General features: G+C 56.1%; 32 protein-coding genes. 8 read left to right on the forward strand and 24 right to left on the reverse strand.

Annotation, left to right across the window (positions count from 1 at the left end; all coding sequences use genetic code 11):
* The 19 genes from WG922_RS07635 to WG922_RS07720 form a co-directional block, all read right to left on the reverse strand.
* Positions 1–2964 (reverse strand): host specificity protein J (locus WG922_RS07635; protein WP_340281835.1); only part of this gene is annotated, 2964 nt, incomplete at its 3' end.
* Positions 2965–3019: 55 nt separating this feature from the next.
* The gene (locus WG922_RS07640) at positions 3020–3844 is read right to left on the reverse strand and encodes a hypothetical protein (protein ID WP_340281836.1); all 825 of its coding nucleotides are present in this window, start codon (positions 3842–3844) and stop codon (positions 3020–3022) included.
* Positions 3845–3927: 83 nt separating this feature from the next.
* A complete protein-coding gene (locus WG922_RS07645) occupies positions 3928–4662 on the reverse strand; it encodes an NlpC/P60 family protein (protein ID WP_340281837.1) in 735 nt (244 codons plus the stop codon).
* Complete coding sequence (locus WG922_RS07650; protein WP_340281838.1) at positions 4659–5192, reverse strand: phage minor tail protein L; 534 nt, start codon at positions 5190–5192, stop codon at positions 4659–4661. The genes WG922_RS07645 and WG922_RS07650 overlap by 4 nt, the downstream gene beginning before the upstream one ends.
* A complete protein-coding gene (locus tag WG922_RS21970) occupies positions 5193–5552 on the reverse strand; it encodes a phage tail protein (protein WP_445322804.1) in 360 nt (119 codons plus the stop codon).
* A 21-nt stretch (positions 5553–5573) separates the two neighbouring features.
* Positions 5574–7706: a phage tail tape measure protein gene (locus WG922_RS07655; RefSeq protein ID WP_340281839.1), complete on the reverse strand. Its 2133-nt coding sequence runs from the start codon at positions 7704–7706 to the stop codon at positions 5574–5576.
* A 4-nt stretch (positions 7707–7710) separates the two neighbouring features.
* Entirely contained in the window at positions 7711–7971 is a 261-nt protein-coding gene (locus WG922_RS07660; RefSeq protein ID WP_340281841.1) for a phage tail assembly chaperone, read from the reverse strand.
* A 97-nt stretch (positions 7972–8068) separates the two neighbouring features.
* Positions 8069–8485 (reverse strand): hypothetical protein, encoded by a 417-nt coding sequence (locus WG922_RS07665; RefSeq protein WP_340281842.1) that lies wholly within the window; start codon positions 8483–8485, stop codon positions 8069–8071.
* Positions 8485–9387, reverse strand: a complete 903-nt coding sequence (locus tag WG922_RS07670) for a phage tail tube protein (RefSeq protein ID WP_340281843.1) — start codon at positions 9385–9387, stop codon at positions 8485–8487. Before WG922_RS07670 ends, WG922_RS07665 begins: the two co-directional genes overlap by 1 nt.
* A gap of 47 nt (positions 9388–9434) precedes the next feature.
* Positions 9435–9833 carry a phage tail terminator-like protein gene (locus WG922_RS07675; RefSeq protein ID WP_340281844.1) on the reverse strand — a complete coding sequence of 133 codons (399 nt, stop codon included), beginning with the start codon at positions 9831–9833 and terminating at the stop codon, positions 9435–9437.
* Positions 9830–10135, reverse strand: a complete 306-nt coding sequence (locus WG922_RS07680; RefSeq protein WP_340281846.1) for an HK97-gp10 family putative phage morphogenesis protein — start codon at positions 10133–10135, stop codon at positions 9830–9832. The genes WG922_RS07675 and WG922_RS07680 overlap by 4 nt, the downstream gene beginning before the upstream one ends.
* Complete coding sequence (locus tag WG922_RS07685; protein WP_340281847.1) at positions 10135–10446, reverse strand: hypothetical protein; 312 nt, start codon at positions 10444–10446, stop codon at positions 10135–10137. The genes WG922_RS07680 and WG922_RS07685 overlap by 1 nt, the downstream gene beginning before the upstream one ends.
* Before the next feature lie 2 nt (positions 10447–10448).
* A complete protein-coding gene (locus tag WG922_RS07690) occupies positions 10449–10967 on the reverse strand; it encodes a DnaT-like ssDNA-binding protein (RefSeq protein ID WP_340281848.1) in 519 nt (172 codons plus the stop codon).
* Positions 10968–11015: 48 nt separating this feature from the next.
* Complete coding sequence (locus tag WG922_RS07695) at positions 11016–11216, reverse strand: FmdB family zinc ribbon protein (RefSeq protein WP_340281849.1); 201 nt, start codon at positions 11214–11216, stop codon at positions 11016–11018.
* An 82-nt stretch (positions 11217–11298) separates the two neighbouring features.
* Entirely contained in the window at positions 11299–12120 is an 822-nt protein-coding gene (locus WG922_RS07700) for a hypothetical protein (protein ID WP_340281850.1), read from the reverse strand.
* 21 nt (positions 12121–12141) lie between these two features.
* Positions 12142–12741: a hypothetical protein gene (locus WG922_RS07705; protein ID WP_340281851.1), complete on the reverse strand. Its 600-nt coding sequence runs from the start codon at positions 12739–12741 to the stop codon at positions 12142–12144.
* Between the two features lie 63 nt (positions 12742–12804).
* Entirely contained in the window at positions 12805–14283 is a 1479-nt protein-coding gene (locus WG922_RS07710; RefSeq protein ID WP_340281852.1) for a hypothetical protein, read from the reverse strand.
* A gap of 41 nt (positions 14284–14324) precedes the next feature.
* A complete protein-coding gene (locus WG922_RS07715) occupies positions 14325–15668 on the reverse strand; it encodes a terminase large subunit domain-containing protein (protein ID WP_340281853.1) in 1344 nt (447 codons plus the stop codon).
* A complete protein-coding gene (locus WG922_RS07720) occupies positions 15668–16084 on the reverse strand; it encodes a hypothetical protein (RefSeq protein ID WP_340281855.1) in 417 nt (138 codons plus the stop codon). Before WG922_RS07720 ends, WG922_RS07715 begins: the two co-directional genes overlap by 1 nt.
* 116 nt (positions 16085–16200) lie before the next feature.
* Between WG922_RS07720 and WG922_RS07725 the strand changes: the two genes are divergently transcribed.
* Entirely contained in the window at positions 16201–16878 is a 678-nt protein-coding gene (locus WG922_RS07725; protein WP_340281857.1) for a hypothetical protein, read from the forward strand.
* Between the two features lie 46 nt (positions 16879–16924).
* On the opposite strand, the gene WG922_RS07730 is transcribed toward WG922_RS07725, so the two are convergent.
* Positions 16925–17224 carry a hypothetical protein gene (locus WG922_RS07730; RefSeq protein WP_340281859.1) on the reverse strand — a complete coding sequence of 100 codons (300 nt, stop codon included), beginning with the start codon at positions 17222–17224 and terminating at the stop codon, positions 16925–16927.
* Between the two features lie 32 nt (positions 17225–17256).
* Between WG922_RS07730 and WG922_RS07735 the strand changes: the two genes are divergently transcribed.
* The gene (locus WG922_RS07735) at positions 17257–17670 is read left to right on the forward strand and encodes an H-NS family nucleoid-associated regulatory protein (protein ID WP_340281860.1); all 414 of its coding nucleotides are present in this window, start codon (positions 17257–17259) and stop codon (positions 17668–17670) included.
* Here WG922_RS07735 and WG922_RS07740 read toward each other — a convergent pair.
* Positions 17667–17816, reverse strand: coding sequence for a hypothetical protein (locus WG922_RS07740; RefSeq protein ID WP_340281863.1), 150 nt, complete (start codon positions 17814–17816; stop codon positions 17667–17669). The two genes, WG922_RS07735 and WG922_RS07740, sit on opposite strands and share 4 nt — an antisense overlap.
* A gap of 246 nt (positions 17817–18062) precedes the next feature.
* Here WG922_RS07740 and WG922_RS07745 point away from each other — a divergent pair, with 246 nt between their 5' ends.
* On the forward strand, positions 18063–18920 hold the full coding sequence (locus tag WG922_RS07745; protein WP_340281866.1) for a hypothetical protein: 858 nt from the start codon (positions 18063–18065) through the stop codon (positions 18918–18920).
* Between the two features lie 43 nt (positions 18921–18963).
* Here the strand turns inward: WG922_RS07745 and WG922_RS07750 are convergent, their stop codons facing one another.
* A complete protein-coding gene (locus WG922_RS07750) occupies positions 18964–19410 on the reverse strand; it encodes a hypothetical protein (RefSeq protein ID WP_340281869.1) in 447 nt (148 codons plus the stop codon).
* A gap of 193 nt (positions 19411–19603) precedes the next feature.
* On the opposite strand from WG922_RS07750, the gene WG922_RS07755 reads away from it, so the two are divergent.
* From WG922_RS07755 to WG922_RS07775, 5 genes are all read left to right on the forward strand, one after another.
* Positions 19604–19906: a hypothetical protein gene (locus tag WG922_RS07755; protein WP_340281872.1), complete on the forward strand. Its 303-nt coding sequence runs from the start codon at positions 19604–19606 to the stop codon at positions 19904–19906.
* On the forward strand, positions 19903–20283 hold the full coding sequence (locus WG922_RS07760) for a hypothetical protein (protein ID WP_340281874.1): 381 nt from the start codon (positions 19903–19905) through the stop codon (positions 20281–20283). The genes WG922_RS07755 and WG922_RS07760 overlap by 4 nt, the downstream gene beginning before the upstream one ends.
* A gap of 318 nt (positions 20284–20601) precedes the next feature.
* Complete coding sequence (locus tag WG922_RS07765) at positions 20602–20835, forward strand: hypothetical protein (RefSeq protein WP_340281877.1); 234 nt, start codon at positions 20602–20604, stop codon at positions 20833–20835.
* A gap of 3 nt (positions 20836–20838) precedes the next feature.
* Positions 20839–21096 carry a hypothetical protein gene (locus tag WG922_RS07770; protein ID WP_340281878.1) on the forward strand — a complete coding sequence of 86 codons (258 nt, stop codon included), beginning with the start codon at positions 20839–20841 and terminating at the stop codon, positions 21094–21096.
* 136 nt (positions 21097–21232) lie between these two features.
* Positions 21233–21832 (forward strand): hypothetical protein, encoded by a 600-nt coding sequence (locus WG922_RS07775; protein ID WP_340281879.1) that lies wholly within the window; start codon positions 21233–21235, stop codon positions 21830–21832.
* 57 nt (positions 21833–21889) lie between these two features.
* On the opposite strand, the gene WG922_RS07780 is transcribed toward WG922_RS07775, so the two are convergent.
* The gene (locus WG922_RS07780; protein WP_340281880.1) at positions 21890–22135 is read right to left on the reverse strand and encodes a hypothetical protein; all 246 of its coding nucleotides are present in this window, start codon (positions 22133–22135) and stop codon (positions 21890–21892) included.
* Positions 22136–22141: 6 nt separating this feature from the next.
* Positions 22142–23227, reverse strand: a complete 1086-nt coding sequence (locus WG922_RS07785; RefSeq protein WP_167784760.1) for a helix-turn-helix transcriptional regulator — start codon at positions 23225–23227, stop codon at positions 22142–22144.
* Positions 23228–23507: the final 280 nt, after the last annotated feature.

The raw sequence follows: 23507 nt of genomic DNA on the forward strand, positions 1-23507 counted from the left end.
GTTGTAGAGGTACAGGCCCTTGTCTGTCGTGTTGTAGAACGTGTCCCCGTCCTTCATGCCGCTTGTAGGCAGGGACGTTCCGCTTGGAGTACCTGGCATCACGGACGGAGTGCCTGATACCGCACCCGACACGTTCAGGCCAGCACCTGTGTAGCTCTTGCCGAATGTGTCGTACGCGGCAATCTTGTAGTAGTAGGTCTGACCGCCTGTCAGTGCGTTGTCGGTAATCAGGGATGAATCACCGTCAAAGATGTGCGAGGCTTGGTTTAGCGTGAAGTTACTTGTAGTGCCACGCCAGATAATCACGCCCGCGTAGTCGCTCGCACTTGGACGTTCGTACTTCAGGTGCATGGCGTTGATAAGGCCAGTAGCAGTGAAGTTGTTGACAATCGCTGGTGCTGGGTTTGTGAACGTCGCTGAGGTGGGCAGACTGCGTTTGTTGTTTGCATCGCGGCAACGAACTTCAATCTTCACGCTGCGCTTAGGTGCGTTGTTCGTGTCTGCGCTGTTCTTGCTGTACGTATAGCTGTACGTCTGAACTTCACCGGGCTGAACTGCTGGAGCATACTCTTCACGCAGCATGACATTTGAAGCTGCGTCGAATACCTTTACCTCAAAGTCCTTGAGGACAACTGGCTTGCCGATGTTTGTGCTTGGGTAAGTCCACTTAACGTTCAAGTCGTTGCCGTTGAACTCAGTTGTGCCAGTGCTGTACTCGCCCAGACCGACAACTTGGTTAAGTGCGCTTCCGTCCGCGTTGTTTGTGTTGATGACGTAGGAGCCCAGAAGCGGGCCAGACAAGATGCCCAAGTGGTTGATCGTGTAAGCACGGCAGTTAAATGTGCCGGGCTCAATGTCACGTACCTCAAGGGCGTTTGTGTCCGTCTGGGTTGGAGTCCAAACGCCGGAGTTCTGGCGGTACTCAACCCGATAGCCAGCAACGATGCCGCTAGGCGCTGTCCATCCAATGTTCAATGCACGGCGCACAACGCCGTCAATGTTTGTCGTGCTTTCAGTGAACGTCATCGCCGTTGGAGCGGCCGGAACGTTTGTCGCTACGTCGCTGAAAACAGGCGAGGGTAGGCTGATGCCTTGCTCAACGCGCGTGTACTTGTTGCCGTCATACAGCAGCGCCTCAACGTCGATGATGTTCTTCTCAGACTGCGTGATCTTGCTGATGCGGAACTGGCGTGGAGACACTGCATTGGTGATGATGAAGTCCGCGCCTTCTGCGGGAACCTCGGGCAATGTCGTAGCTAGTTGGACAGTCGTGTGCGTTCCACCAGACTGGTTGATTGTGCCTTCGATGATGCCGTTGACCGTCTGAATAGAAATGTTGCTTCCGGGCGTGATTTCAACTGCGCGATCAAGGTTTACAATTGACTGTGTGCTGCCCGCATGAATGCGGCCCGCCTGCTGCTTGCCGGCGTAGCTGGGGTCATAGATCGTGACAACATCGCCTACAGTCAGATCGAAGCCGTTCAGGCTCATCTTGAAGCTAGCGAACTCTGTCTGCCTCAGCACTGAGTCCAAGTACCAGCGGCCTTCACGGCGTGCTTGCGCCTCTGACGTTGCGCCGAATGCGGCAATCTCCTTGACGTTGCGACCGTAGCGGCTCTGGAACGTTTGCAGCTCAGATTTCCAGATGCCTGTCTCACTGTCAGCGTCAATAGTGCTGACGCGCTGGAGGTAGCCATCCGCTGGGTCGTTCCAAGTGACGTTGATTGCAGTGATGCGTTCGTAAAGCGGAGAGCCTGAGTAGTTGAACAGGCCGTCAATGACGTTGGCTTGCGTGATCAAACGAACACTTGACGCTGGGCGGTCTTGAAGCAGCGCAATGCGGCCACCCATCCAAACGATCTTCGCGTGCATGACTGACGCGAGGTTCTGTGCAACGCGCAGGGCTTCTTCGCGTGCTTGGATAGGCACGTTGCAGGTAAAGCGTGGTTCGTGCCCGCCCTTGCCGTTTGGAACTAGTGCATCGTTGTAAACGGCTGCACTGTAGAAAGAGTACTTGTCTACGAGGCTGTCGTTGATGCGTGAGCCGAGGCCATAACGTGGGTGAGTGATGATGTCGAACAAATGCCAAGCAGGGTTGTCGGTCCAAGCCATCTTGAACTGACCATCCCAAAAGCCTGCGTACTGGCGCGTGACAGGGTCGTAGTTGGAGGGAACGCGAACAATCAGGCCGACAACATCGAAGCTGACAACCGGAATGTTCTGTCCACCCAAGTCCTTCGCGTTGATTGCGACACCCACGTATGCGGTGTCTTCGTACTCAAGGCGAACGTCTTGAATCTCTGTGTAGTTATTCCAGAACGTGTTGTTGCGCAGAGTGGCCGCTGCATTGTCAGGGGTAACGCGGCGAAGGCGAACGTCCCAAGTGCCCGTTCCGGCAGGGCGCTCAACGCGGTGGCTCTCTGCGTATGGGCTTGTGGTCTTGCCGTCGATCTTTACCGTACGGTCAGTGATCCAGCTGCTTGCGGAAGTCAGCTTTTTGTCGATTGCAAGTTCAACAGCAGCACCAACGAGGGAGTTGTCGTTTGTCTTTTGTTCGTACAGGCCTTGTGGCAGGCCGATAGTGACGCGCATCGCGTCAATGTTTCCCGCTGATGTTGTTCGCGTTTGTGGCGTCGTGGTTGTGACTTCAACGTTAACGGCGAATTCAGCGGAAGCGGACGGAAAGCCCTCCATTGGCTGCTGGCTGGGTAGACCTACGCGCTGATCCCAACCTACCTTTCCGCCGAAGTTGTATGTGCCGTCAGCGTTTTGCAGCGCTACGTTATCGACGTAGATGCTCTTTGCGCCGTGTGCGAGGCCGCCGATTTGTCCCTCGCCTAGTGCAAACAGGGAGCGGACTGTCTGTGACGTCTTCAGCGTGTTTTCGTCTTCACGAAACGTGCTGCCGCGTCCCCCTTTGCCCTTACTGCCTGTGAATGCAGGCTGCTTGTTCTTATCTTTCATTGACACCTCTTGGCATTGCGCCTTTATTTACAGAGGTGTGGAAAACTCTAGTGCGTTATGAGCCGCCGTCGTTCTGCCAGACGTAAACCATGTTCACAGTGACTTTGGTCGTCGTTGTGTGCGTTGTGCCGTCACGGCTATCTGTAGCCGTGTAGCCAAGCGCAATTTCGCCGGATGAATGCTCGTTTGTCGTAACCACGAGGTCTCCGTTTGCTTCCACTCGCACCGTGTACCAAGCGCCTGTGTACGTCTGTCCGACTTGCATCGTTGTCGAAGCAATGCTCCAGCTTGTGACGGTGACGTACTCGCGCAGAATGTCGTTCGATGTGACGTTGAATGTTTTGCTTTCGCCGCCGTAGAGGCTGAAGGCATCTGGCATCAACAGTGCAAGGCGTTCGGTTGTAATCTCGCTGCTGATGATCGTTCCACCAACGCGGTGCCTTCCATAGATCAGAGCAACTGCACCGCCTTGTTCAACTACGTTCTGCGCTCCGTTGTAGAGGGATGAAGCGTGCTTGTTCTTCTCGTTTTTCTCGGACGTATCTGGTTTGTCTGCAAGTGCTTGCATGACCTTGCCAGCAGCGAAAGCTACAGCGGCAGTGACAGCAATGTATGCGACCGCATAAGCGGCATTGGCAGCAATGGCGGAGTAGCCGGCGGCAGTTACTGCTTCAAACACCCAAGCTGCGGCTGCTTCAGCAGAACCTTCAACACCAGCAGCGACAATGATTGCCTCAGCGCTGCCAAAGGTAAGTGCTAGTTCATCTTCCGTGACGCTGCTTACCTTGCCGTCTTTGACCTTGAGAATCGCTACGTTGTTGAACTGCGCAAGCTGCGCGCGAAAGTCTGGAAAGTGGCATTGCAGGCCGCTGAACAACATCCGTACATCGTCGCAATCAAACCGCATAGGTTCAGCACAGAATCGGTCTGCTAGTGGGCCTAGGAATCGAACTTCTCTCAACATCACTTGTCTCCTTCGTATCTGACCCATTTAGTTATTGCTCGTCGCCACTTGCTAAGCCGGTCGTACCCGCTGAGTCGGTGGAACAAGTGATGCAGAATTTCGTCAGGCCCGGTCACAACCGCTGCATGCGATGAAATGCTTCCGTGCAGACGCATCAGCACGCAGTCACCCGGTTGAACCTGTTCGGCAGTGATCTCCACGAAGCCCGCGCCTGCGAATAGCTCGTCGTACATGGACACCCCCTTGTCCCAGTGCCTCCACTCGCGAGCGAAGTTGGGCAGCACCACACCGCGCTGCTGCTTGAACCAGTCCCGTACCAGGCTGTAGCAGTCGTTCACGCCCCACACGAACTCACGACCCACAAGGGGTTCAGGAGCGCTCTCGTCTAGCCACAGTAGGGGTGTGATGCCTTCGCCGTCCGTAGCTGCGATGCCCCATGGCACCGCGCCACGTAGCCAGCACTGCATGTCCATCTGCGAAGGCCACTCCGCGGGATGCTCAGGAGCCTGCTTGGGGTGGTAAGGGTGGCTGTGAAGCACGGCCTTAACTCGACCGTGTTCAAGCTCGATGCGCGCCAGCTCTTCTCCGCTTATCGCGAAGTCCCGGTCGGGGTTCTCGGCGACGTTCAAGCAGGGGACGTAGCCAGCCCCTACAAGCACGCCTGCTGCTTCGCGTGGATAGTCTTGCAGCGCGTGTCGCTTGAACGCGTCTAGGGCTTCTGGTGCAAGGATCAAGCGGTGCCCCGATAGCGTGAGATGCCCGGGAAGCCGCGATCCTTCAGGTACTGCCTTGCGGGCAGCATGGAAGCGAACGCCTCGACAGGGCTGGCAAGCTGCCAGCTAATCACGTGCTTGTTGTGCGCGGTCTTCTGGTAGACGTAGTAAACGTCTACTGGATCGAGGTACGCAGTCGGGTCAGCTTCTGGTTTGCCGTCTAGGAACTTCTCAAACGTGCGCAAGCGCGTGACCTTCGCGTTAACGATGTCGCCCATAGTCACTACAGCGGCAAGCAAGGCGCTGTTTACGTTGCTCAGTGAGAGAGTAGGGCGGGGTTGCTCACCAGTAGCTGTCAGCTCCCAGCCTGATGTTTGAATGGGCAGTGACTGGTATGCGCGACCAGCAAACGAGATAGGTGAACCATCTTCGTTCACGTTCGGCGTGAACCAGTACACGATACCGCCAACAGCGGTGCAGTCGATTGTGTAAAGCTCAATGAATGGACTTGTTTGATTGAGCTTGTAGAGTTCTTGCTTGGGCGTTGTCACTTAGAACACCTGTCGCAGTTGAAAGGACACTGTGTACAGGTCGCCGCTGACAGGAGTCTCACTCACGCTGTCTTTGACAACCTTCCACTTCTTGCTTGTTGCAGAACCCGGAGGCTGCCAAGTCAGGTAGTCGGATGCGCCTACCGCATCCAAAGCAGCCCAAACAGTTGCTCGCTCGCTCGCGTTAAGAGGAACGTATGTGATGTTCCAAACGTCGTAGTTGGGGTTGATTCCGTCCGGTGCCTCTTGGCTGTAGCCGTCGGCGAACTGAGCAGATAGAACACGGTTCACACGCTGACGCGTGGAACCTTGAGAAATGAGGGATGTTTCACCCTCGGAGAATGGTAAAGCTTGTGGCATTCTTGAACCTCTTTCCTGTACTTACCTGTTCAAGATCCCGCCATAGCGGGTCGCATTTACAATCTGCTCGTTTGCAATCGCCTTCATCAGTGCCACTGCTGCTGCGTTGCCGATTGATTCGCCTGTTTGCTGGCTTGTGTTGCCACCTTCAACAGTTACGTGGATGCCACCAACGTTGATGTTTCCGCCAGTGCTGCCACCCATTACTTGCACACCAAGAACACCGTTTGCACCGCGCTTGAGGGGCATGATTGCTTCTGGGCCAGCTTCACCAAGCACACCAACACCGCCGCTGTAGCCGTGCAGAGTAGGGCCGTCGAATACGTTACCCTTTGCTGACTTCAGCAGGCCGGTTGGGCCGAACACGTTGCCATTGGCTGACTTCGTGATCAAAGCGCTTGCAATGGTGCCCCAGAAGCCTCCGCCACCACCCAAACTCTTCATCCAGTCCATCATCGGTTTAATGATCTGGCTCTGGATGTACATGTCCATCAGAGCTTTGATGAATGAACGCGCGAGTGTCTTAAAGCTGAAGTCCGCTCCTGTGACTAGATCAGCAATCGCGGTGCTAACTGTTCGGAACGCAAGCTGACCTACCTCACTAAGCTCCTGTGTGGACTTGTTTTGCTTCTTGTGCGCTTCAATGACCTTCTCGGTATTGGCTTGGACAGCCAGTGCGTATTCATCGTCTGACAAGCGGCCCTTGTCGCGAAGCTGGTTGATCAGATCAAGCTCTTGTTGCAACGCGCGGTAGGGGTCAGCCATCTGCTTGATGCGCTCGGCTTGTTTGTCCAGTTCGTCGTTGTACTTCTTCAGTTCTTCGGCGGCTTTCTTGTCTGCGTCTTGGCGCTCCTTTGCCGCGTCCATAGTCATCTTCAGGTCTTCCGCATAGAGTTGACCCAACTCCTTGTTCCACTGGTCGCGATCTGCCTGCTGCATCTGAGCAATTTGCTCTGGTGTAAGGCGCTTAGGCTTGTCACCGTTCCCTGTTCCACCTGTTGTGCGATTGCCCTCAGCTGGCTTGCCGTTGATGGCAGCGTCTTTTGTGCGCTCATCGGCTCTGCGCGCTTGAATGGCGTCTGATTGCGCAGCACCAAGCTCAGCTTCCAGAGCAGCGATCTCAGCCTCAAGCCGTTCTTTGTTGCCTGGCACACGCGCATAGCCACCCGTAAGTTGCTTGCGCTTGTAATCAATCTGGCCTTGGATGCGGCTAATGTTGTCGTCAGCAAGCTCTGTTGCCGTGCTACCGCCAGCCCAGCGACGCATGATGTCTGCTGCTTTCTCGCTGATGGAGCCAAGCTTCTCGATAACTTTGTTCAGGATTGGAACTGTGATCGAAGCGATACTGTTACCCATTCCCTTGAAGCTCAGGCCCAGCTTGCCGATGTTGTCGTTCAATGCGTCACTGTCCTTGGCAAGCTTAGTTGTGACTACCGCGCCAACGCGCTGCATGTAGTCGTACATTTCGGACTTCTGTTCAGCAGTCTCTTTGATTGCGGTGCGAAGCTTGTAGTAGTCGTTGCCGAGAAGCTGGACTGCTGCACCTTCGGCTTTCGCTTTGTTCGTTGCTGCGTCAACTGCAAGAACAATCTCCTCTTGCAGAGCGATCATCGACTTAGCTTCGCCATTAGCGTCCTTAGTGCTGATACCAAGAGCTTTCAAGGCGGTTACTGCGCGGCCTGTCTCTTCGTCCTGCTTTGCTAGCTTGGAGCCAAGGCGCTCAGACGATGACACTAGTTCCTCAACGCTGGAACCGGCCATCTTCGCCATTGCGTCCATCAGCGACAGACGTTCTGTGCTGATGTTCGATCTGTTGGCCATGTCGTTCAGTTCGTCCGCTGCGTCAGCGACCGCCAGTGAGAGCTTCACAACACCGGCTACAGCAGCAACGGCGGCCACGCCCACTAGGGTCACTGCACCACCAACCCGGCCGAACGTGCCCACGGAAGACTCGGCGCGCTCTTTCAGTTCGGACACGCGGTCAGCGACTTCCCCAATCGGGCCCCCAACGCTTGAGAAACCATCCAGTGCGTCAGTAAGACCCTTTGCCTTCTTCTCGGCGCCTTCAGCGGCTTTGCCCACGTTGTGAAGCTTATTTTCTGCTTGATCTAATTCCTGCGTTTTTACGCGGAAGAGCAGTTCAACAATGTCCATCGCTTTAACCTCGGAGCTTTGCGCTCTCTTCTCGGTAAGCCAGATCCATTTCGTCTATGGTTTCCGCTTCCCATGGTGTTAGTTGCAGTTGATAAAGCCTGCAATGCGCCTCAAGTTCAAGACTGCTGATTGGCTCAGGAATGAGGGCCGCGCCTCCAAGTGATGCCACAACCTGCGTCTTGCGCTTGCTGCTTAGCCTGTCGAACAAGTAAAGGAGGTGGCGCACCTGTGCTGGTACTTCTACTTCCTTCAACTCGCTGGACATACGCTCGATCCATGCTGCGCTAGCGTTAGCCTTCCTTGCTTGCTTGATGGACGTTTCAAGTGCTTGACGCTGTGAAACGCCTTGTGCATTCGGAGTGTTAAGCTTGATCGCCTGACGTACTGCCGACACCAACTGCTTGCGTGCGTGGGCGAAAGAAGTTCGTCCGCTTTGATGCGAACGCCTCCACTCGCTCTCGTACAAACTTCAGTTCTGGCATTGACATAAGCTGAACAGCCTTTTCGTGGGAGTAGGGCAACGGGGCGCCGTTCTCTTCCAAGCCGGTCCAACCAACAATGAAGCTAGCAACTAGATCGGCGTTTTGCTTCTCTAGTTCGTCTATGTTCGTCTTTGCGCCGTCTTCTTTCTCAAGCATGACGTTGGCCCACTTCTTAGCCGTAGCTGTGAACTGGGCGCTGTCATGCCCTACAACTTGGAGAACAATGCCTGACGGCGAACCGTCAGGCATGATCACTTCAAGGGGCTGCGCTTTAGGGAGTAGATTCGCTAGTTCCATTACACGCGCGTAATCATCATTGTTGTGTCGTCAGCAGCGTCGTACTCAGCGCGGAATGTCATCTGCACTGTCACGCCTGCATCGCCGTCTGACTGGATGTCAGCTTGTGTGTACTTGAGCTTGCTGAACTTGAACGTCAGGCTCTCTGCACCGGAAGTAATCGTGAACTCCAGTGAGCTGGATGCGTTGTTCACGAACTTGTTGTAGAAGCTAACGTCTTCAAACAGAGCTGTCACTGTGCCGGTCACAACAGCCTTGCCGGAAGTCATAGCGCGAACGCCGGTTACGCCAAGTGCATTGTTTGCTGTGACGTTGTTTGACAGTTCAAAGCTCAGCGCGGACAAGAAGCCAACAGTGCTGCCGCCTTCTTTGAACACGCCGCCTTCGTGATAGAAAGCTTCCTTAGCTGATGGAGCTGTAGGGGTTCCGCAGATGGATGTTCCAGAGAAGGGCGTTGTTGTCTTGCCCATGAAGCCCAGCGTTGCGTTCACGTAGCCTTCAGTGTTCAGTTCCATGGACAGGGTGTTGAACACGCTGCCTGTGAACACGCGGAACTGGGGCATGTCAGTAAAGCCTTCTTCGATTGAGAAGGAACGCTGTGTTGAACCAACCTTCAGGACGTTAGCCGCCCATGTGCCTTGCAGCGCAGCTTCAAGCAGCTCGTCGGCGTTGTCCGGTGTCAGTTCCAGAGTCAGGTCGCCTGCTGTTGAAGTGTTACCGCGACGTGAGCCTGTTGACTGACGGTTGGGGCGGATTGTCTGTGACTCGACTTCTGGCGCGTTCAGGTCGCCTGTGAAGTTAACGAAGTCCAGCAGTTTTGTTTGTGGTGTAGCTGGCGTCACGCCGTATGTCGTTTCTACGATGTAGGCGAGTTGACGCTTTGAGCCTTGTGCTTGTGGCATAGGAATGTCTCCCTTGTTTTAGTTCTTAGATTTATCCAGCGGCCAGCTCAAATGAGCGCGTGCCAACGAACGACTACTTGAAGTGCATAGAACGGTTCGCGTCGTCCGATGCTTTGTCGCCATGCTCGTTGCAACTGAACGGTCACTTGATCGTCACTAAGACGGCCAAGCGGCGCAGAGTCGAAACGGGCAATCACCGCGTCAGCCATTGCATTTGCAGCGGCAACGCCTGTGTCTTGTGGGTAGTAGAGGTCAACGATGTACAGACCGCTATGGCGCGTCTTCATTGATGACTCTCTAACTGCCTCTGTTGTTTGCAGCGTTGCGCGTGCGAAAGGGGTTCCACTCGTCGCAATGTTGCGTGTGTTCTCTAGTTGAAGCGCAGGCAGGTCTGGTGTTGCTGCCAAGTGCGCGTCTAGCAATGTTTGGATGGACTGGTATTTCACTTCTTGCGCTCCGCACGTTCTTTGGCAACCTGAGCAATCTGCTCGGCTTCCTCTCTTGTTGTTTGCAGCATCGCGCGGGGCTCCATCTTTGATGTGCCGTACTCAACGAAGGACGCGTAAGGCACCTTGTTGCGCACCTCGACTTCTTGCTCCTTCAACTGGTATTCCCAGCCTTGCTGCAAGGTGCCAGTGATAACGGGAGTCTTCTGCTTCACGCGCTCAACAAACTCTTTGCCGAACTCATGGCGGAAGTTGCGCAAGCGAGTCTTAATGCCAAGCACTTTGTCTTTAACGCCGCTCATCAGATCACCTCCAGCTTTACATAGAGGGTGTAAGCAGCAGGGCGGAATGCATCGACTTTAGTGATCGTGAAGGTCTGCTTCTCCATCACAACGGTGTCGCCAACTACAAAAGCCTGCTTTACAGGGAAGACAATCAACGTCTTGCGTGTTTGTGCTGTCTGAGCCAGCAGGCTATTGCTGTCGTCGGTCTGCTCGCTGCTAAGTTCGACGCCTTTAGTCGCGCCTACTTTCACTCCATTGCGGAGGACAGTCATGGTCTTCCCGATGCGCGTAAGCGTTGCGACGATCTTGGCTTGTGCTGCTGCGTCCATGCTTAAGCTCGCAGACGCCAGCCGGATGGCTTCTTGTTCAGGATTGGTGCCAGCAGCAGTTCGACGCGGCGGAAACCTGCGTGCTTTTCCTTCTGGACTGGTACGTGGTACTCAGTGCTTTCGCTGTACTCGCCCACTGTGATGCTTTGGGACTTGATCGCTCCGTCAGCGGCAGTGGGGAACACGTCTTTCTCTTGCAGGAGCATCAGCGCAATTTCGCATTGGGCTTCTTTCCAGCAGGCAGGTATGGTGCCGGTCTGCACAATGCGGCCCAAGTTGTCGGTGAACCACTTGCGGGGGAACAGACGTTCCTGCGCTGCGCTAGATAGCGCGCTCTTGAGGTCAGACCCGTAAAGCTGCTCTAGGGCCCTACAAGCGACGATCAGTGCGTGGGTGAGGTCTGCGTCACTGCCAACCCAGTCTTCGTTGCCAAGGGCCGTGTGGTAGCTAGCGGCAAACACAAGGTCTGCGTAGCTGTTGGCGCCTGTGACACCAGCGCCGGTCTCGATAATCAGTGCCATGCGGGCACCTCCCTCAGTTCTGTGCCTTTACTTATCCGACTGCGAAAGTCACTTCTTGGGGGTGGCAATCCGCCATGTGTGCCCGCCGCTGGTACCTTTTCCGTTCTTGAACGTGAATGCTGGCGTGGCAAATACTTTCTGCATTGCTCCGTGTCCGTGGCTGCAATGTGGTGCAGGCTCGTCGCGGTGCTGCAATAGCTCCAATTCCTCGCCGCAGTGCTCGCATTTGAAGTTCAACAAGATTCGCATTAGTAAGTCTCCTTCGCGAATCTATTTACGGACATGAAAAAGGCTCCCATGTCGGGAGCCTTCATGTCAGATCAAATCCGCTTTAGACGGACAGAACTTCAACAGCGTCGCTGTCAACCAAGCCGTACACGAATACGCCGTACCAGCCGAGGTGCGCGAAGCGACCCAGCTTGTCTCCGCCTGCTGTCAGACGCATACCGGCTTCTTGTGACACAGCCTTGCCCAGAGCGTTGCCGCCGAAGGAGATGGATGTGCCGGCTGTCACGCCCTGGTGACGAACAACGCGGTGGCCTTTGTAAAAGCCAACTTCGTTCTTCAGAACAGCTTGTGCGTTCGCGTACTTGGCAACGTCGGTGAAGCCAGCTTCGTTGCGCAGAACAGCGATTTCGGCTTCGTTAGCGAGTAGTGTGTAAGCGCCGTCGATCATTGGGATTGACTTTGATGCCAGCTTTGTGTACTGACCGTCAACCTGTGCGCCTGTTGTTGCGGAGGCTTCAACGTTTGCTGATGTCAGCAGAGCAGCGATAGCCAGTGCGTCCATGGTTTGACCCATGTTCATGCCGACCAGTGTTGCAGCAGCCAGATCAACCTTGCCACCTGTTTGCAGGGAAGCCAGGTTTGTCTTTGTGACGGCCATACCGTATTCGCGTGGTGTCAGCAGGATTTCGCTGTCTGACAGGGCAACGGATGTCACGTCTTCAGTCTCAGTCAGGGGCGTAACTGCTGGAGCAATACGGCCGAATTTTGTGAAGCTGATTGACTTGGCGCCAATCTCAACCTTTGTTGAGACGAATGGTTCCATGATCTGTGCTTGACCAGCAGCAACGATGATGCCGCGATCGTAGGCGAGCAGAATTGAGCTATCTACCTGGGCTGTGCCAGTAAGGTTAGTTGTGAAAGGCATAGTGTCCTCTTTTTGTTGTTATCAGACGAGTCCATGCCGCTTAAGAACTGCCGTAATGTCGGCTTGCGTCTTTGCGGCGGCGAGTTCCTTTTCAAACCCGCCTGTCACTGCGCCTTCTGCTGCTCTTACTGGAGCAGGAGTCTTCACTTCGACAAACAGGCTTGGGAACTCTTCCCTAGCTTTCAGCACCGCTGTTTCTACGGCTTTGGCATCCACCACACCGTCAACTACTTGAAGTGCTGATCGGTCAACGAGCTTCATCGCTGCTTTCACGTTCTCTGGCTTAGCGGCATTTGCAAGCGCTTCGCTCAGTGCAGTGTCAACAACGCGAGTGTTCTCTCGCTGCACCAATTGCTCGTATTTGCTTTTCCAGTCGCCTTGCGCCTCAAGCTCTGCAAGCTTTTCTTCTAGCTGCTGCTTGGTTTGCTTAGCGTACTTTTCGCCTTTACGAGCTTTTTCAAGAATGTCACGGCTCTTGTTCAGTTCTGCCTCAAGTTCCTTAATGCGTGCTTCCGCTGCATTTACTTCGGAACCGGCTACTGCTGGAGTCGCTTGTTCTTGTTGTGCGTCATCCGACGCTTCGGTGATAACAACATCACCTTGATCTGTGGCATCCGCCATGTATTACTCCCTGCCCATCCGGGCTATTTGTGCGGGAGTATTTATGTCTGTCTCACCTGCGCGTCACTGGCTCAGCGCTTGTGAATTGCTTTGCTGCTCAGTGATGCTATTTGCGTGGTCAATGAGAGGCTCAGGACTGGCAACTGGGGCTGCTGCCTCCTTGAAGGCCTTGATCTCTTCGTACTTTGACAAGGCCTCCTCTTTGCTCATGCCTTCGACTTGCATAAAGTAGTCGATAACAGTTGCCCGCCCTTCGCTGATTTTCTTTGACCAGATTTCCTCTTGCGCAGCTTGATCAACAGGCAAAGCAGGCGAGGCAAACTTAGCGAACATTTCAGCCTGCTCGTCAAGCACGTTGCGCCCGTATGCGACGTTGAGAATGCGGGAGACAACGCGGTAAAAGCGCTTAAAGCTGTTCTCAAACATGCGCTGACGCTGCTTGCGCAGGTCTAAGTTCGACATTTCCTCAACCATTAACTGGAAGCCGCTGTTGGCCGCTGTCTGATTGGTTGTATGCACCTTCACTGACCAGTCTGCGGCGCATGACTGAATCCATGTGTTCACGACGTTGTCGAGTGACAGCAGGTCGATTTGCGGAGCTTCGTACTTGAAGAACGGGCTTTCAACGCCCATGCTGTCCAGCACAACAACTTCACCAGGGCCACCCAGCACGGTGACTGCATCGGTGTCGGCCCCGCTGCCGATGGTCTCGCTTGCTGCTTGCCCACCAGCAGGGCGCATGTTTGTGATCCCTGTTGATAGCTTGCTCCACTTGATGGAGTACTCGCTGTCTGTGATGTGGAGGTTCACCATCTCGTTGAGGTTCACAATGGACTTGTCCTGCTCCACCCAGAACCCGGTACGTGGTGCGTTTGTGTCGTAGAACACAGCTACGGGGACAACGCCGTATGGGTTTGGCTCGCGTTCGGTGACCTGGATAGCTCCGTCACTGGACTGCTTGAGGAAAATGCGCTCTTCCAGCGTCCAGATGGCGTAGTCGCCTTCGTCGCTGTATCGCTGGATTAGGGCGCGTGGCTTGCGGGTAGCGGGGTTGATGACCACCTCGCAGTTGCCGCGATGCAGGATGTCTAGGGTGAGCTGCCTGTCGTCTGCGTCCCACTGCACCAGCACCAGGGCAGTCTTCAGCAGCCGCACAGTCTGGTCGAGGTTGTTAGCGAACTCCGCCCACTCCAGCTTTGCCAGTTCTTCGGCAACGAACTGAGTAGGAGCTTCGTCGGCTGTGACTTCGTTCTGCTTGAACACTTCCAGCACTGGAGCGGCCTCTTTGAACAGGAGGCCGGACTTCTCGACGATCATCTTCGTCAGGTTGCGGAACCGAGGCGTAATGCCTTTGCGCTTCCACTCCGCGCGCCCGCGGTATGGATCGTTTAGCACGTCGATCAGCTCTTTTTCCTGCTGGCCGTCAAAGTAGTTGAGGGCTCGCGCCGCGTCCTTTTGCTTGTCGCCCTTCAGCAGATCAATCCACTCTTTAGCTGTAAAGCCTTCAGCGACGATCTCTTCGTTCTTGTTATTGAAGATCATGGTTCACCCTCGGTGATGTCTCTAGATTTATCCTTTCTCACTTAGCGCAGCACGGACACTGACCCCTTGCCAGGAACAGGGAACTTGAACGCAATCACATAGCCAAATGCGTCTAGTGCGTGATCAAGTCCGCTTGTCTTGTCCGGTTTGCCGTCTGGGCCGAAGCCCTGTTGCTCCAAGCCTTTCACTAGCACAGGGCACTTTGCGATGTTCACAAAGCAGCGCGCGAATGGCACCCATGCGCCATCAGCAGCCTGCTTCTGCGACTTAAACATTGCGTTAACTGCGGGGACCCGCTCCTTCATGATCGAAGGGTTGTTGCCGTTGTATTTGCACTGGAAGCCCGCTTGCTTCAACTTCGCGATGCTGCTCAGTGATGCGTTCGCGCTTGCGTTCTTCCCGCTGCTATCAGGGTAGATGTAGATGCCGTCTGGGTGCTTTGCCCACTGTGCGTAGTCGCGCTTGATGCGTCGGATCATCGCGTCCGTGTCTAGCTCGCCTGTAATCTCTTCCAGCACGTAGCAGAAGTTAGTTTGTTCATCAACGGCACAGACAACCGCTGACATTGCGCCAACGTTGAAGTCCATACCAATGTGCAGGCGGTTGCGTGCGAAGTCGGCAGTTGTTTTGTTCGTCCAGTTGATGTCGCGGTCGAATGCGTGATACACGTTTCCGCTAGCCAAGTTCACGAACTCGCCGTTTAGGTAAGCCTCAGCTTGCTTCGGCGTGTAGTTGACCCGGATTGCTGCTATGTACGCAGAAGGAACGTAGGGGTTGTCGTGCGTCTTTGCGCGATAGAGCTTGCGGTCTGTGCGTGTGTTGCCGTCTTCGTCAATGCCGTTTTCTACAAAGTAGAAGTGGCTAAAGTGAAAGCCCTCTGGCGTGGTAGTGACAAAGCCCTGCACGCAGGGGCCGTTTGTCAGACGCGCAGTGGCTTCCTTGAAAGCAGCAAGGGCAACCTCCTTGCTGGAGCAGCGGTCAATCTCGTCAATGCCAAACCACGCGAGTGTCTTGCCTGCTAGTCGGTCATAATTCTCTGCGCCACAAAGGTAGATGATGCTGTCGCCTTCTGGAAAGTGAATGACGATGCTTTCGGGGTTTGACTTTCGGTATGTGTACTGCTTGCCTTCCTCCCACCCGTAATCACCTTTCAGCACCTTGTCTACGACAGGCATAAGCGTGCCGCGAATCATTGATTGCACGGGTTCCATCAGTGCGCCGTGCAGCCCCTTGTTTAAGAAGGCGAGGCGCAGTGCTTTGTGAACAGCGGCGTAAGTCTTTCCAGCGCGAAAGCCTCCGACCAAACCAACGATGCGGTGTTGAACATCGTTGATGAAGGAGACCTGATGTGGAAGCAGCCGATACTTTTTCTTCTTCGGCTGCATTAGTCGCGGTTCGCCTCACTTTCTGTTCGGGCGCGAATAGCGGCAAGCTCTTCTTCTGTCTGCTCTTCGTACTCTGGTTCAAGCAAGCCACTGTCTGCGCTGACAACTACCTGCAAGGGTCGTGATGCATTGTCGCGGTCAACTAGCTCTTTAATTGCTTCGCGGTTAATCTTGTAAAGCAGTGACGCGTCGTTGTTCTGGCGTGCAAGTGCTTCCGCCTCGATGATCGCGTTTCTCTTTTCTTCTTCGTAGTCCGCGACTGCGTTCTCGTAGGCAAGCTTAAATTCACGGTCTGCTTCCAGCCGTACTTTTAGCTCGTCAACCGTCATGCCTGCGCGAGCTGCAATGGCTTTCAGGCGCATACCCGCGCGTGCAGCACGAACAACGTCCCCGGTCGTCTTGATTTCATTTGTCATGAGAGGGCACCTCTATGTCGTACCTCTGCTGGTACGTTACGTGTGCTCTATTTAAGAGAGCTTCGGAGGTGCCTCATCTGGCAGCTAAGTAATGGACTTAGCATGAGGGTATTCCAGTGGACAAGTACCTTGATCCCATCCTTAAGCTTCTCAAGGTACTCAATACTTGGAAGCGCATCGCGATGTTCGCGGTGATCCTGTTCCTGTCCATTGGTGGTTATGTGGTCTTCGAGAACAGGCAAACCATTTACACTCAGTCCATCGGCAGATTCGACGGAGTTGCGGTAAAGCAGGAAATAACAATCTCCGACGCAAGCAAGCAGGCAATTGACCAGTTCGTTGCTCTGGACAACAATGTTGAAGTCGTCCAGCTTGTAGACGTTGACCTTTACAAGAACGCGCGAAAGGTGGTTTACGAGGCGGTGACCGCTGTACGAAAAGGAGAACTGCTAGACGAGGCCCAACTAACAGGCCAGCAGGTGCCGCTGTTCTCGTCCGAGGTTGTGCAGAACTCCCAGATGATTAGCCTCATCAACGGCGAATTCGGGTGCGGGGCGGTTAAGGACACCGCGTTTGCGCGCAAGCGGCCTAAGTTCGCCTCCACACTGCACACTAGCTGCCGCGTGCCGATCCCACCCCTGTACGGGCGTTTAACGGGGTACCTGATCTTCCATCTGCGCAACGAACCCTCGCAGTACGAGATTGAAGCTCTCAAGCTGCACGCCATTCAGCTTGCTATGAAGATCTACCTCACTGACATCAACAAAGGCCCCACGTCGTACGACCGCACCTGAAGGCAAAAAGCCCGCAGCAGCGGGCTTCGCCTTGAGTGGCCTTAGGTCAGTATTCGGACGAGAAAAGCATTGTTGTGATGCTCCTGTCCCACTCAGTAATCACATACACTGCCTCGCCCGTGGGCAACACATACTTGCTCAGGATGCGTGTTCCATCGACCAGGGCTACATCGTTCGCTAGCTTGTCCTGCTTGCCCAGGTCGCCCCAATCTCCGCTGGCATGTCTGGAAAGGTAGGTCAGTGGATCAATGCCATGCTGCTCCATGTGCCGAAGCAGGTTAGCGGTTGCTGTAAGCCTGCCCAGCGGAAAGCTAATCGGCTTGACAGGTGTGTTTCTATGGTTCAAAGTGCGGTCCTTTCATAACAAAGGTTGGTTGAATGGCAACGAAATCGTGGAAAGATCAGCAGGCGGAACTCGACGCCCAAATTCGGCAACTGCAAGAGCAGCGCAGCAAGGCCCGAGAAACTGCGGTTGCTGAGGCGCAGGAGAAGATCGACGCTGTTCTCACCGAGTACGGTCTGACTAATGACGACATCGCAGGACGCTTTGGAAGTGGCCGTCCGGCTGGGAAAAGTGAAGGCCGCGCGCCGCGCAAGACCTCGCAAAAGACGTCTTCGCTGTCCGATGCCGACCAGAAGGAGCAGCGCGAATTGGCTGCTGTTCAGAAGGGCAAGACGCTGGTGTTGAAGGACAACCCGTCCGTTGTTTGGAAGGGCAAGGGACGCGCACCCATGGCGGGCTGCTTCGCTGACGGCAGCATTGACCGCCGTAAGTGGAACGTTCAGCACTAAGCCAATGCTTCGGTAGCTGCTTCCACCTCGGTTTCGGCTACCTCGTTCGTCAGCGCGATCTGAGCCACTGCTTCGGCATGGGTCGCGCCGACTTCGATCAGGGCCAGGTATTCGGGGACGAAGCGCTCGTTAATTTGGAAGTTCACTTGTAGCACCTGCTGTACGTTTGTGGTGCTACCAATTCTGGTTCTTTTGGCTGTGGCATCAACAAAAGGTTGACGTTTGTGCGATCGCCGCAGCCAAGCACGTTCCGAAGCGGGGCGCCAGCCCGCTGAGCTGCTTCAGTGTGTAACGTGGTATTGACACCACGGATGAGCTGTGAGACATTCACGGCTCTGGTACGCCTCACCGGCCAATGCCAGCAGCCAATAACAACAACAACGAGGGAAACCATGGCTATCACTAGCAGCTACGCTGCGCTCGTTCTATTCACGAACGCCTATGAAGGGCTGGAACATCAGTTCCAAACGCGCCCTACCCATGTGCTACGCAGGGGAGCTGACCTTGCTCTGTACTTCGAGCTGGATCGCTTTCAGCTGTGGCACGACATTCAGTGCGACGACGAGGGCGTTTCATCGTGGGCGCATCTGGATGGCCCGCTCTACGACGAGGTCGAGAGCTTCGCAAAGGTCCTTGACGACCAGATCGACGATGCGGAGTACAGCCTCTGCGATCACGCGCAAAACTGCGCCGTGTTCGTTCTGCAGGACGGCTCGGTAGTCGGTGACGCTGGGAATGCCCAGCTTTCAGAGCGGTTCCAGTGGGCGTCCGAAGCCGTCCAGCAGTACCGAGTGCAAAAGCCGAACGGGCCTAAGGGTACCGACCGCAAAGCTGTACCCAAGGGCGCATCGCATGTCTTTGTCGCCGCCGCAAACATGGGCAGGGATGAGTACGAAGCTTGGGAGCGGGACTTCCCCGTTCACAGCGCTTACTACAGGGACGGCGTGACGCTCCTGCACCTGACTGTCACTGGCAAGGACTGGGAGGTGACGAAGTATTGGGACGATGGCGACCCGCGCGAACACCAGCTTGTGTGGCCCGCCTTCGATGAGCGATACACGGACCTGTGCATCGCAAGCGATGAGCGCTCGGGATACGACAGCGATAACGACCCTGAACCGGCTGACCGACACGTTGCTATGTGCCAGATCAGCGATGACGGCTCTGTTGACGGGGGCAACTTCGGCCACCCGTTCTTCGACCTGTTCCACATGAAGGTGGAGCGCAGGGTCAGGGTGTCGATCCGATAAAAAAGCGGCCTACAGGGCCGCCGTGCTTAGCTGCATGTGATCGTCAGGCAGGCGTCGTTTCCGTCTGCTTGCCTTTGCGCTTGCGCTGAGTGGCCTTGAGCTGGTCGTCCAGCTCACCGGCCGCTGCGGCGACCTTTGCGGCTTCGATCAGCTTGACGGCTGCTGGGGCGTTGTCCACCTGAAAGTGCGTGTTCCCGCCGAGACTCAAGACCTGATTCGCGTTGCGGAACGCGAGCAGGAACTTGCCGTTCGGCAGCTTCCGAAACCAGCTTCCAGAGTCGGCAGCAGACTTGATGGCCTTCACGTTCTCGTCTGCGTTGGTCGCGAACCGAGCGCGCATGACCTGAACGGGATCGGCCTTGACGGTCTCTGCTTTGGTAACGGGCTGAGCGAGTTGGGACAGTTGCGCGAGGAACCCGACCTGCGTTGCAGGAGCGGTCGGCAACAGGTTGCCGTCAGTGGTCGGGAGAGAGTCTTTGAGCTTGCCCATGTGCGGCCTTCGATCTGTGTGGCACGGCAATAGCGCCGTGCGTCAGATGATGGTTAGCGCCAAGGTGGGATCAATACCTGAATGAAAAGAGCTGGGACCGCGATAGGTCTCTACAGCTTTTCTTGACTACCAATTTTGACGCTGGTGAGCCGCGCACCTAAACTGCGGCCATAACCATAAGAAGGAGACCAGTATGAAGCTGGCATACAAATGCACCCGCAAACGGGATCGCTATGAGTTCCACGCAGAGAGTTTTGAGGTAGACGCAAACGACGAGTTCATGGAGTTCTTCGCATGGGTACAGGACAACTGGCTCGGTGAGCTTGGAGAGGACTGGGACTACGACGTTTGCCACGATTCCAGGGTTCACTACCACGTAGAGGACGACGAGCTGGAACCACTGGATGTCCCGCTACCGATCTGGCGGTACACGATCTGGACGTCCAGCAAAGAGAACGCGGCAACTTTCAAGCTCACGTATGGAGTCAAGCCGTGACGTACGTGTGGAAGCACACCGTGCTAGCGACAGAGACCAACTGCAAGTCGCGGCAGGCATACGGCGACCACAAGCGCAGTGCCAAGCGGAAGGGGAACGCCTTCTTGCTCACGCCTGCTGAATGGGAGTGGCTATGGCTGTCTAGTGGGCACTGGCATGAGCGCGGCAAGCGCAGGGGCCAGTACGTGATGTCGAGGCGAGGGGATCAGGGTGCGTACGAAGTGGGCAACGTGTTCTTCCAACCCACGGAGGACAACGCGGCCCAAGGCCAGATCAACCACTGCAAGGAGTACCGTCAGGAGCCGTGCCCGAACTGCGGGCAGAAGGTGGCTGTGAACATCGCTTGGCGGCACCGCCGCAAGTGCGCCCCCAAGTGAACCGCCGCTTGCGCAAAATTTACACAGCGTTCCGCTGATCGTGGCGGAAGCGTCGTCCAGCCTGGGTTTAGTCGGCGGGGTGGTAGTAGCTGATGTACTGCAGGGCGGCCGAGATGGATTCGATCAGGTCGGCTTGCTTGATGGTCGTCGGCATTGTGTTCGGACGGTAGGAGGGGCTTCGGCCGGATTATCCCAGACGCTGTTGAGCGCCTTCCGCCACGCTTCGGCCGCACGTGGAACGCTTGGGGCCACGCTGCTGCAAAGCTGGGCACCTGCACAAAATCAGCACAAAACGGCTGGGCGCGCTCAGCTCTAAAGATGCAGCAGTCCTCGCTTGCTCAGAACGGCCAGTGCGAGCCCCACGACGAAGCCGATTGCAACGTTCCCGATGCAAAGCGCAGCACAGACAAGGCCAACGATCCCGCCCCTGCGACTCGCTGGAAGTGCATCCGTTCGAGCTGCAAGCTGGATGCCAGCAACGAACAGCACAACGCCAAGGACTGCCGTTCTTGCGCCGAAGGCCACGTGGGCAGCCATCCCGCCAGCCCGTGACGCATGGGTATGCCCGGCCATGGCGTGGCCGCGCACAAGCGCCTTGCAAACATCGTCACCCCGCGGCCGTCTTCATATGAAACGCGCTTCATGATCATTGAAATTGTCGGCGCATGGTTACTAGCGGTTGTCGTTGTGGCCTTGTTCATTACGGCCGACAGATGGTCCAACGCTTTATGGGCCAAGCACCGGGAACAAATCCCGCCGGGCGGTCTGCTCGGTCAGCTGTGGCGACAGCTGACCCGCTCGAAGCACAAGTGAGGCAGTTTGGGCGGCCGTTCGATCGGCAGAAGCTGTGCGTGGGACGTCACCCACGTGGACTCAACCGCCACTCCTGCGCGCCGCATCGCCCTATGGTGGCAATCTGAGATGGCTCGACAACAAAACAGGAGATTCAATGGCATGGAACCGCATCCAGGCAGCACGCCTGCTGTCCACCAAGGAGATGGCACTCTTCGAAAGCAGCTTGAGCGATCAGGCGCCGCAGATGGCCGACAAGGAACTGCAGGCCACGATACGGCGGACTCGAAATGAGCGTGACAAGTACCAGGACCTGCTGCGGCGTCAACGCGTATCGACGCGGGAGCGGAGTGGGACGAAATCCGGCCGCAGCGGAGTCGCCAACGCTCGGACCGATCAGAAGGTGCAGGTGTTTTCCGAGGCGCTTGGCCGCTTGGAGAAGCAGCAGGCTCAACGCGAACGACATTCCGAAAAGCCAGCCGCCAGCAAGCCTGGACGTAAGACGACCGTGCGATCCGCCGTTCGCCTCGCAGTGGAGTCGAAGGCAAGGAGTCGCACCAGCGACAAGCCTCAAGCAAACCGCAGCAGCAAGGCGCCAAGCGACGGACCACGAAGCGCCGCTGCCAGCAAGGCCGCGACGCAGAGCCCCGCTACCACGCCGCACGCCAAGCGGGCACAGGCGATGGGACAGCAGCGGCCACTGGCACATGTCTCCTCGCGCGGAAGGCAGCAGCAGGCGAAACGCGATTCGAAATGAGCAGGTATCGCGCTGCGATGAACGCAGCCCCGGCCGACGCTTTCGCCAATCTCAGACCTAGCTGATGTATTGCAGCGCGGCGGCGATCGATTCGATCAGGTCGGCTTGCTTGATGGTGGTCGGCATGGTGTTCCGGCGGTGATGGAGGGGCTCGGCGCCATTATCCCAAAGGCGGTCGGGCTGGCCGTGCCACGCTTCGACGGCACTTGGAACGCTTGGGGGCACGCTGCTGCAACGCTGTGCACCTGTACAAAACCAGCACAAACCGAGTGCGACTGCCGCATGGGTCGCCCAGAGCGCCAAGGTGCGCTATTGAGCTTGTTCCTGATTGGTCGCGCCCATCGAGATCGCGGGTAGCGACAGAAGCATCTGCGTGAGATCAACTTGCCGGCGTACTCCGGCCTTGTGCATGATCTCTCGCAACTGGGCTCGCACTGTCCAGACGCTGACCGCACGTGCGCTCGCGATCTGCTTGACGCTGTGACCATCCATAAGAAGGCACGCTACGTCAGCTTGGGCAGGGGACAAGTTCAACAGCTCCTGCATGAGATCCGGCGAGGGCCGTTGCCCATCGATTCGGCTCAAGTAGAGCAGCGTGACCCCGGAATACATCGTGATAGGAACGGCGCGAAGCCACCACTGAGAACGTCCGGCCTTCACCTTTATAGATGTGCCTGTGCGGGTCGCGGCAGCACTCAAAACCCGCCTCAGAACCAGATCCATTTCGGGGTCACGAGACCGCAAACTCCCAGCGTGCAGTTCGAATGGCGTGCCGAGTTTGAGCTGGGCTTCTCCCTTTTGATTCGCCAGGAGAAGCTTGCCCGTCGAACTGACGGCGAATACGGGCCACTGTAAAGCGTCAAGAGCGGCGATAGAGAGCCCCTTCGCGAGCTCTGCCTGCCGCAAATCCGATGACAACGCAGAGGCGCGGCCGATGTGCGTCGCCAGTCGCCGGAATGTCGATCCGGCGCTGTGATCGAAGCGCCGGTGGTCAGCGGGACGCTGCAGGCTAAGAGCCGTACAGCTCACTTTATCAACGTGCACCTTGCCGCCCGCGACGTATCGAATTCCGTGCCGTACTGCGAAATCCATGTATTCGGGTTCGGGCGTTGTGGCCGGATCCACTACCGACTCGCAGTCGAACCAGGCGCCGGGGTGCGCTGTCCGCGTGACCCGGAGAGTTGGGTCAATTGCCCAGTAATAGTCCCGGTACAGCTTTTGTGCTTCTGGGTCGTGGTTCAGCGCGCGAATCTCGAAAACACCGTCGAGGTTCGCGGTCGTGCGAAGGATTGCAACTCGCGGACTGTCGAAGGCCCTGCTGATCCCAGCTAGTGCCGCGGGCCACTGCTCATCGTGCGATACGGCCTCATATAAAGCAGAGATAGTGGAGTCCATCAACTTCTGATGAGTCGGCATGCTAACTACCCTTTGCGACACGGGGCTGGAACACGTTGAGCATAGCCGTCAATTACAAGAGGGGCAATCCATGCTGCTGGCTTAACAGCCACCGAACTCATCGTCAACTCATGTCGCAGTCCCCCGACCACCGCCAAAAAGGCGTCGAAAGCTCGTCTGATGTGATGCAAACGACAAATCGGCGAGCAAACGGATGCTGGGGCCAGGCTAGAATTAGTTTCGGGCTGCTCGTTCTGCTGCTTGATAAGCACCCTTCTGC

It is taken from the genome of Ramlibacter sp. AN1015, from assembly GCF_037726105.1.
GTDB lineage: Bacteria > Pseudomonadota > Gammaproteobacteria > Burkholderiales > Burkholderiaceae_C > Ramlibacter.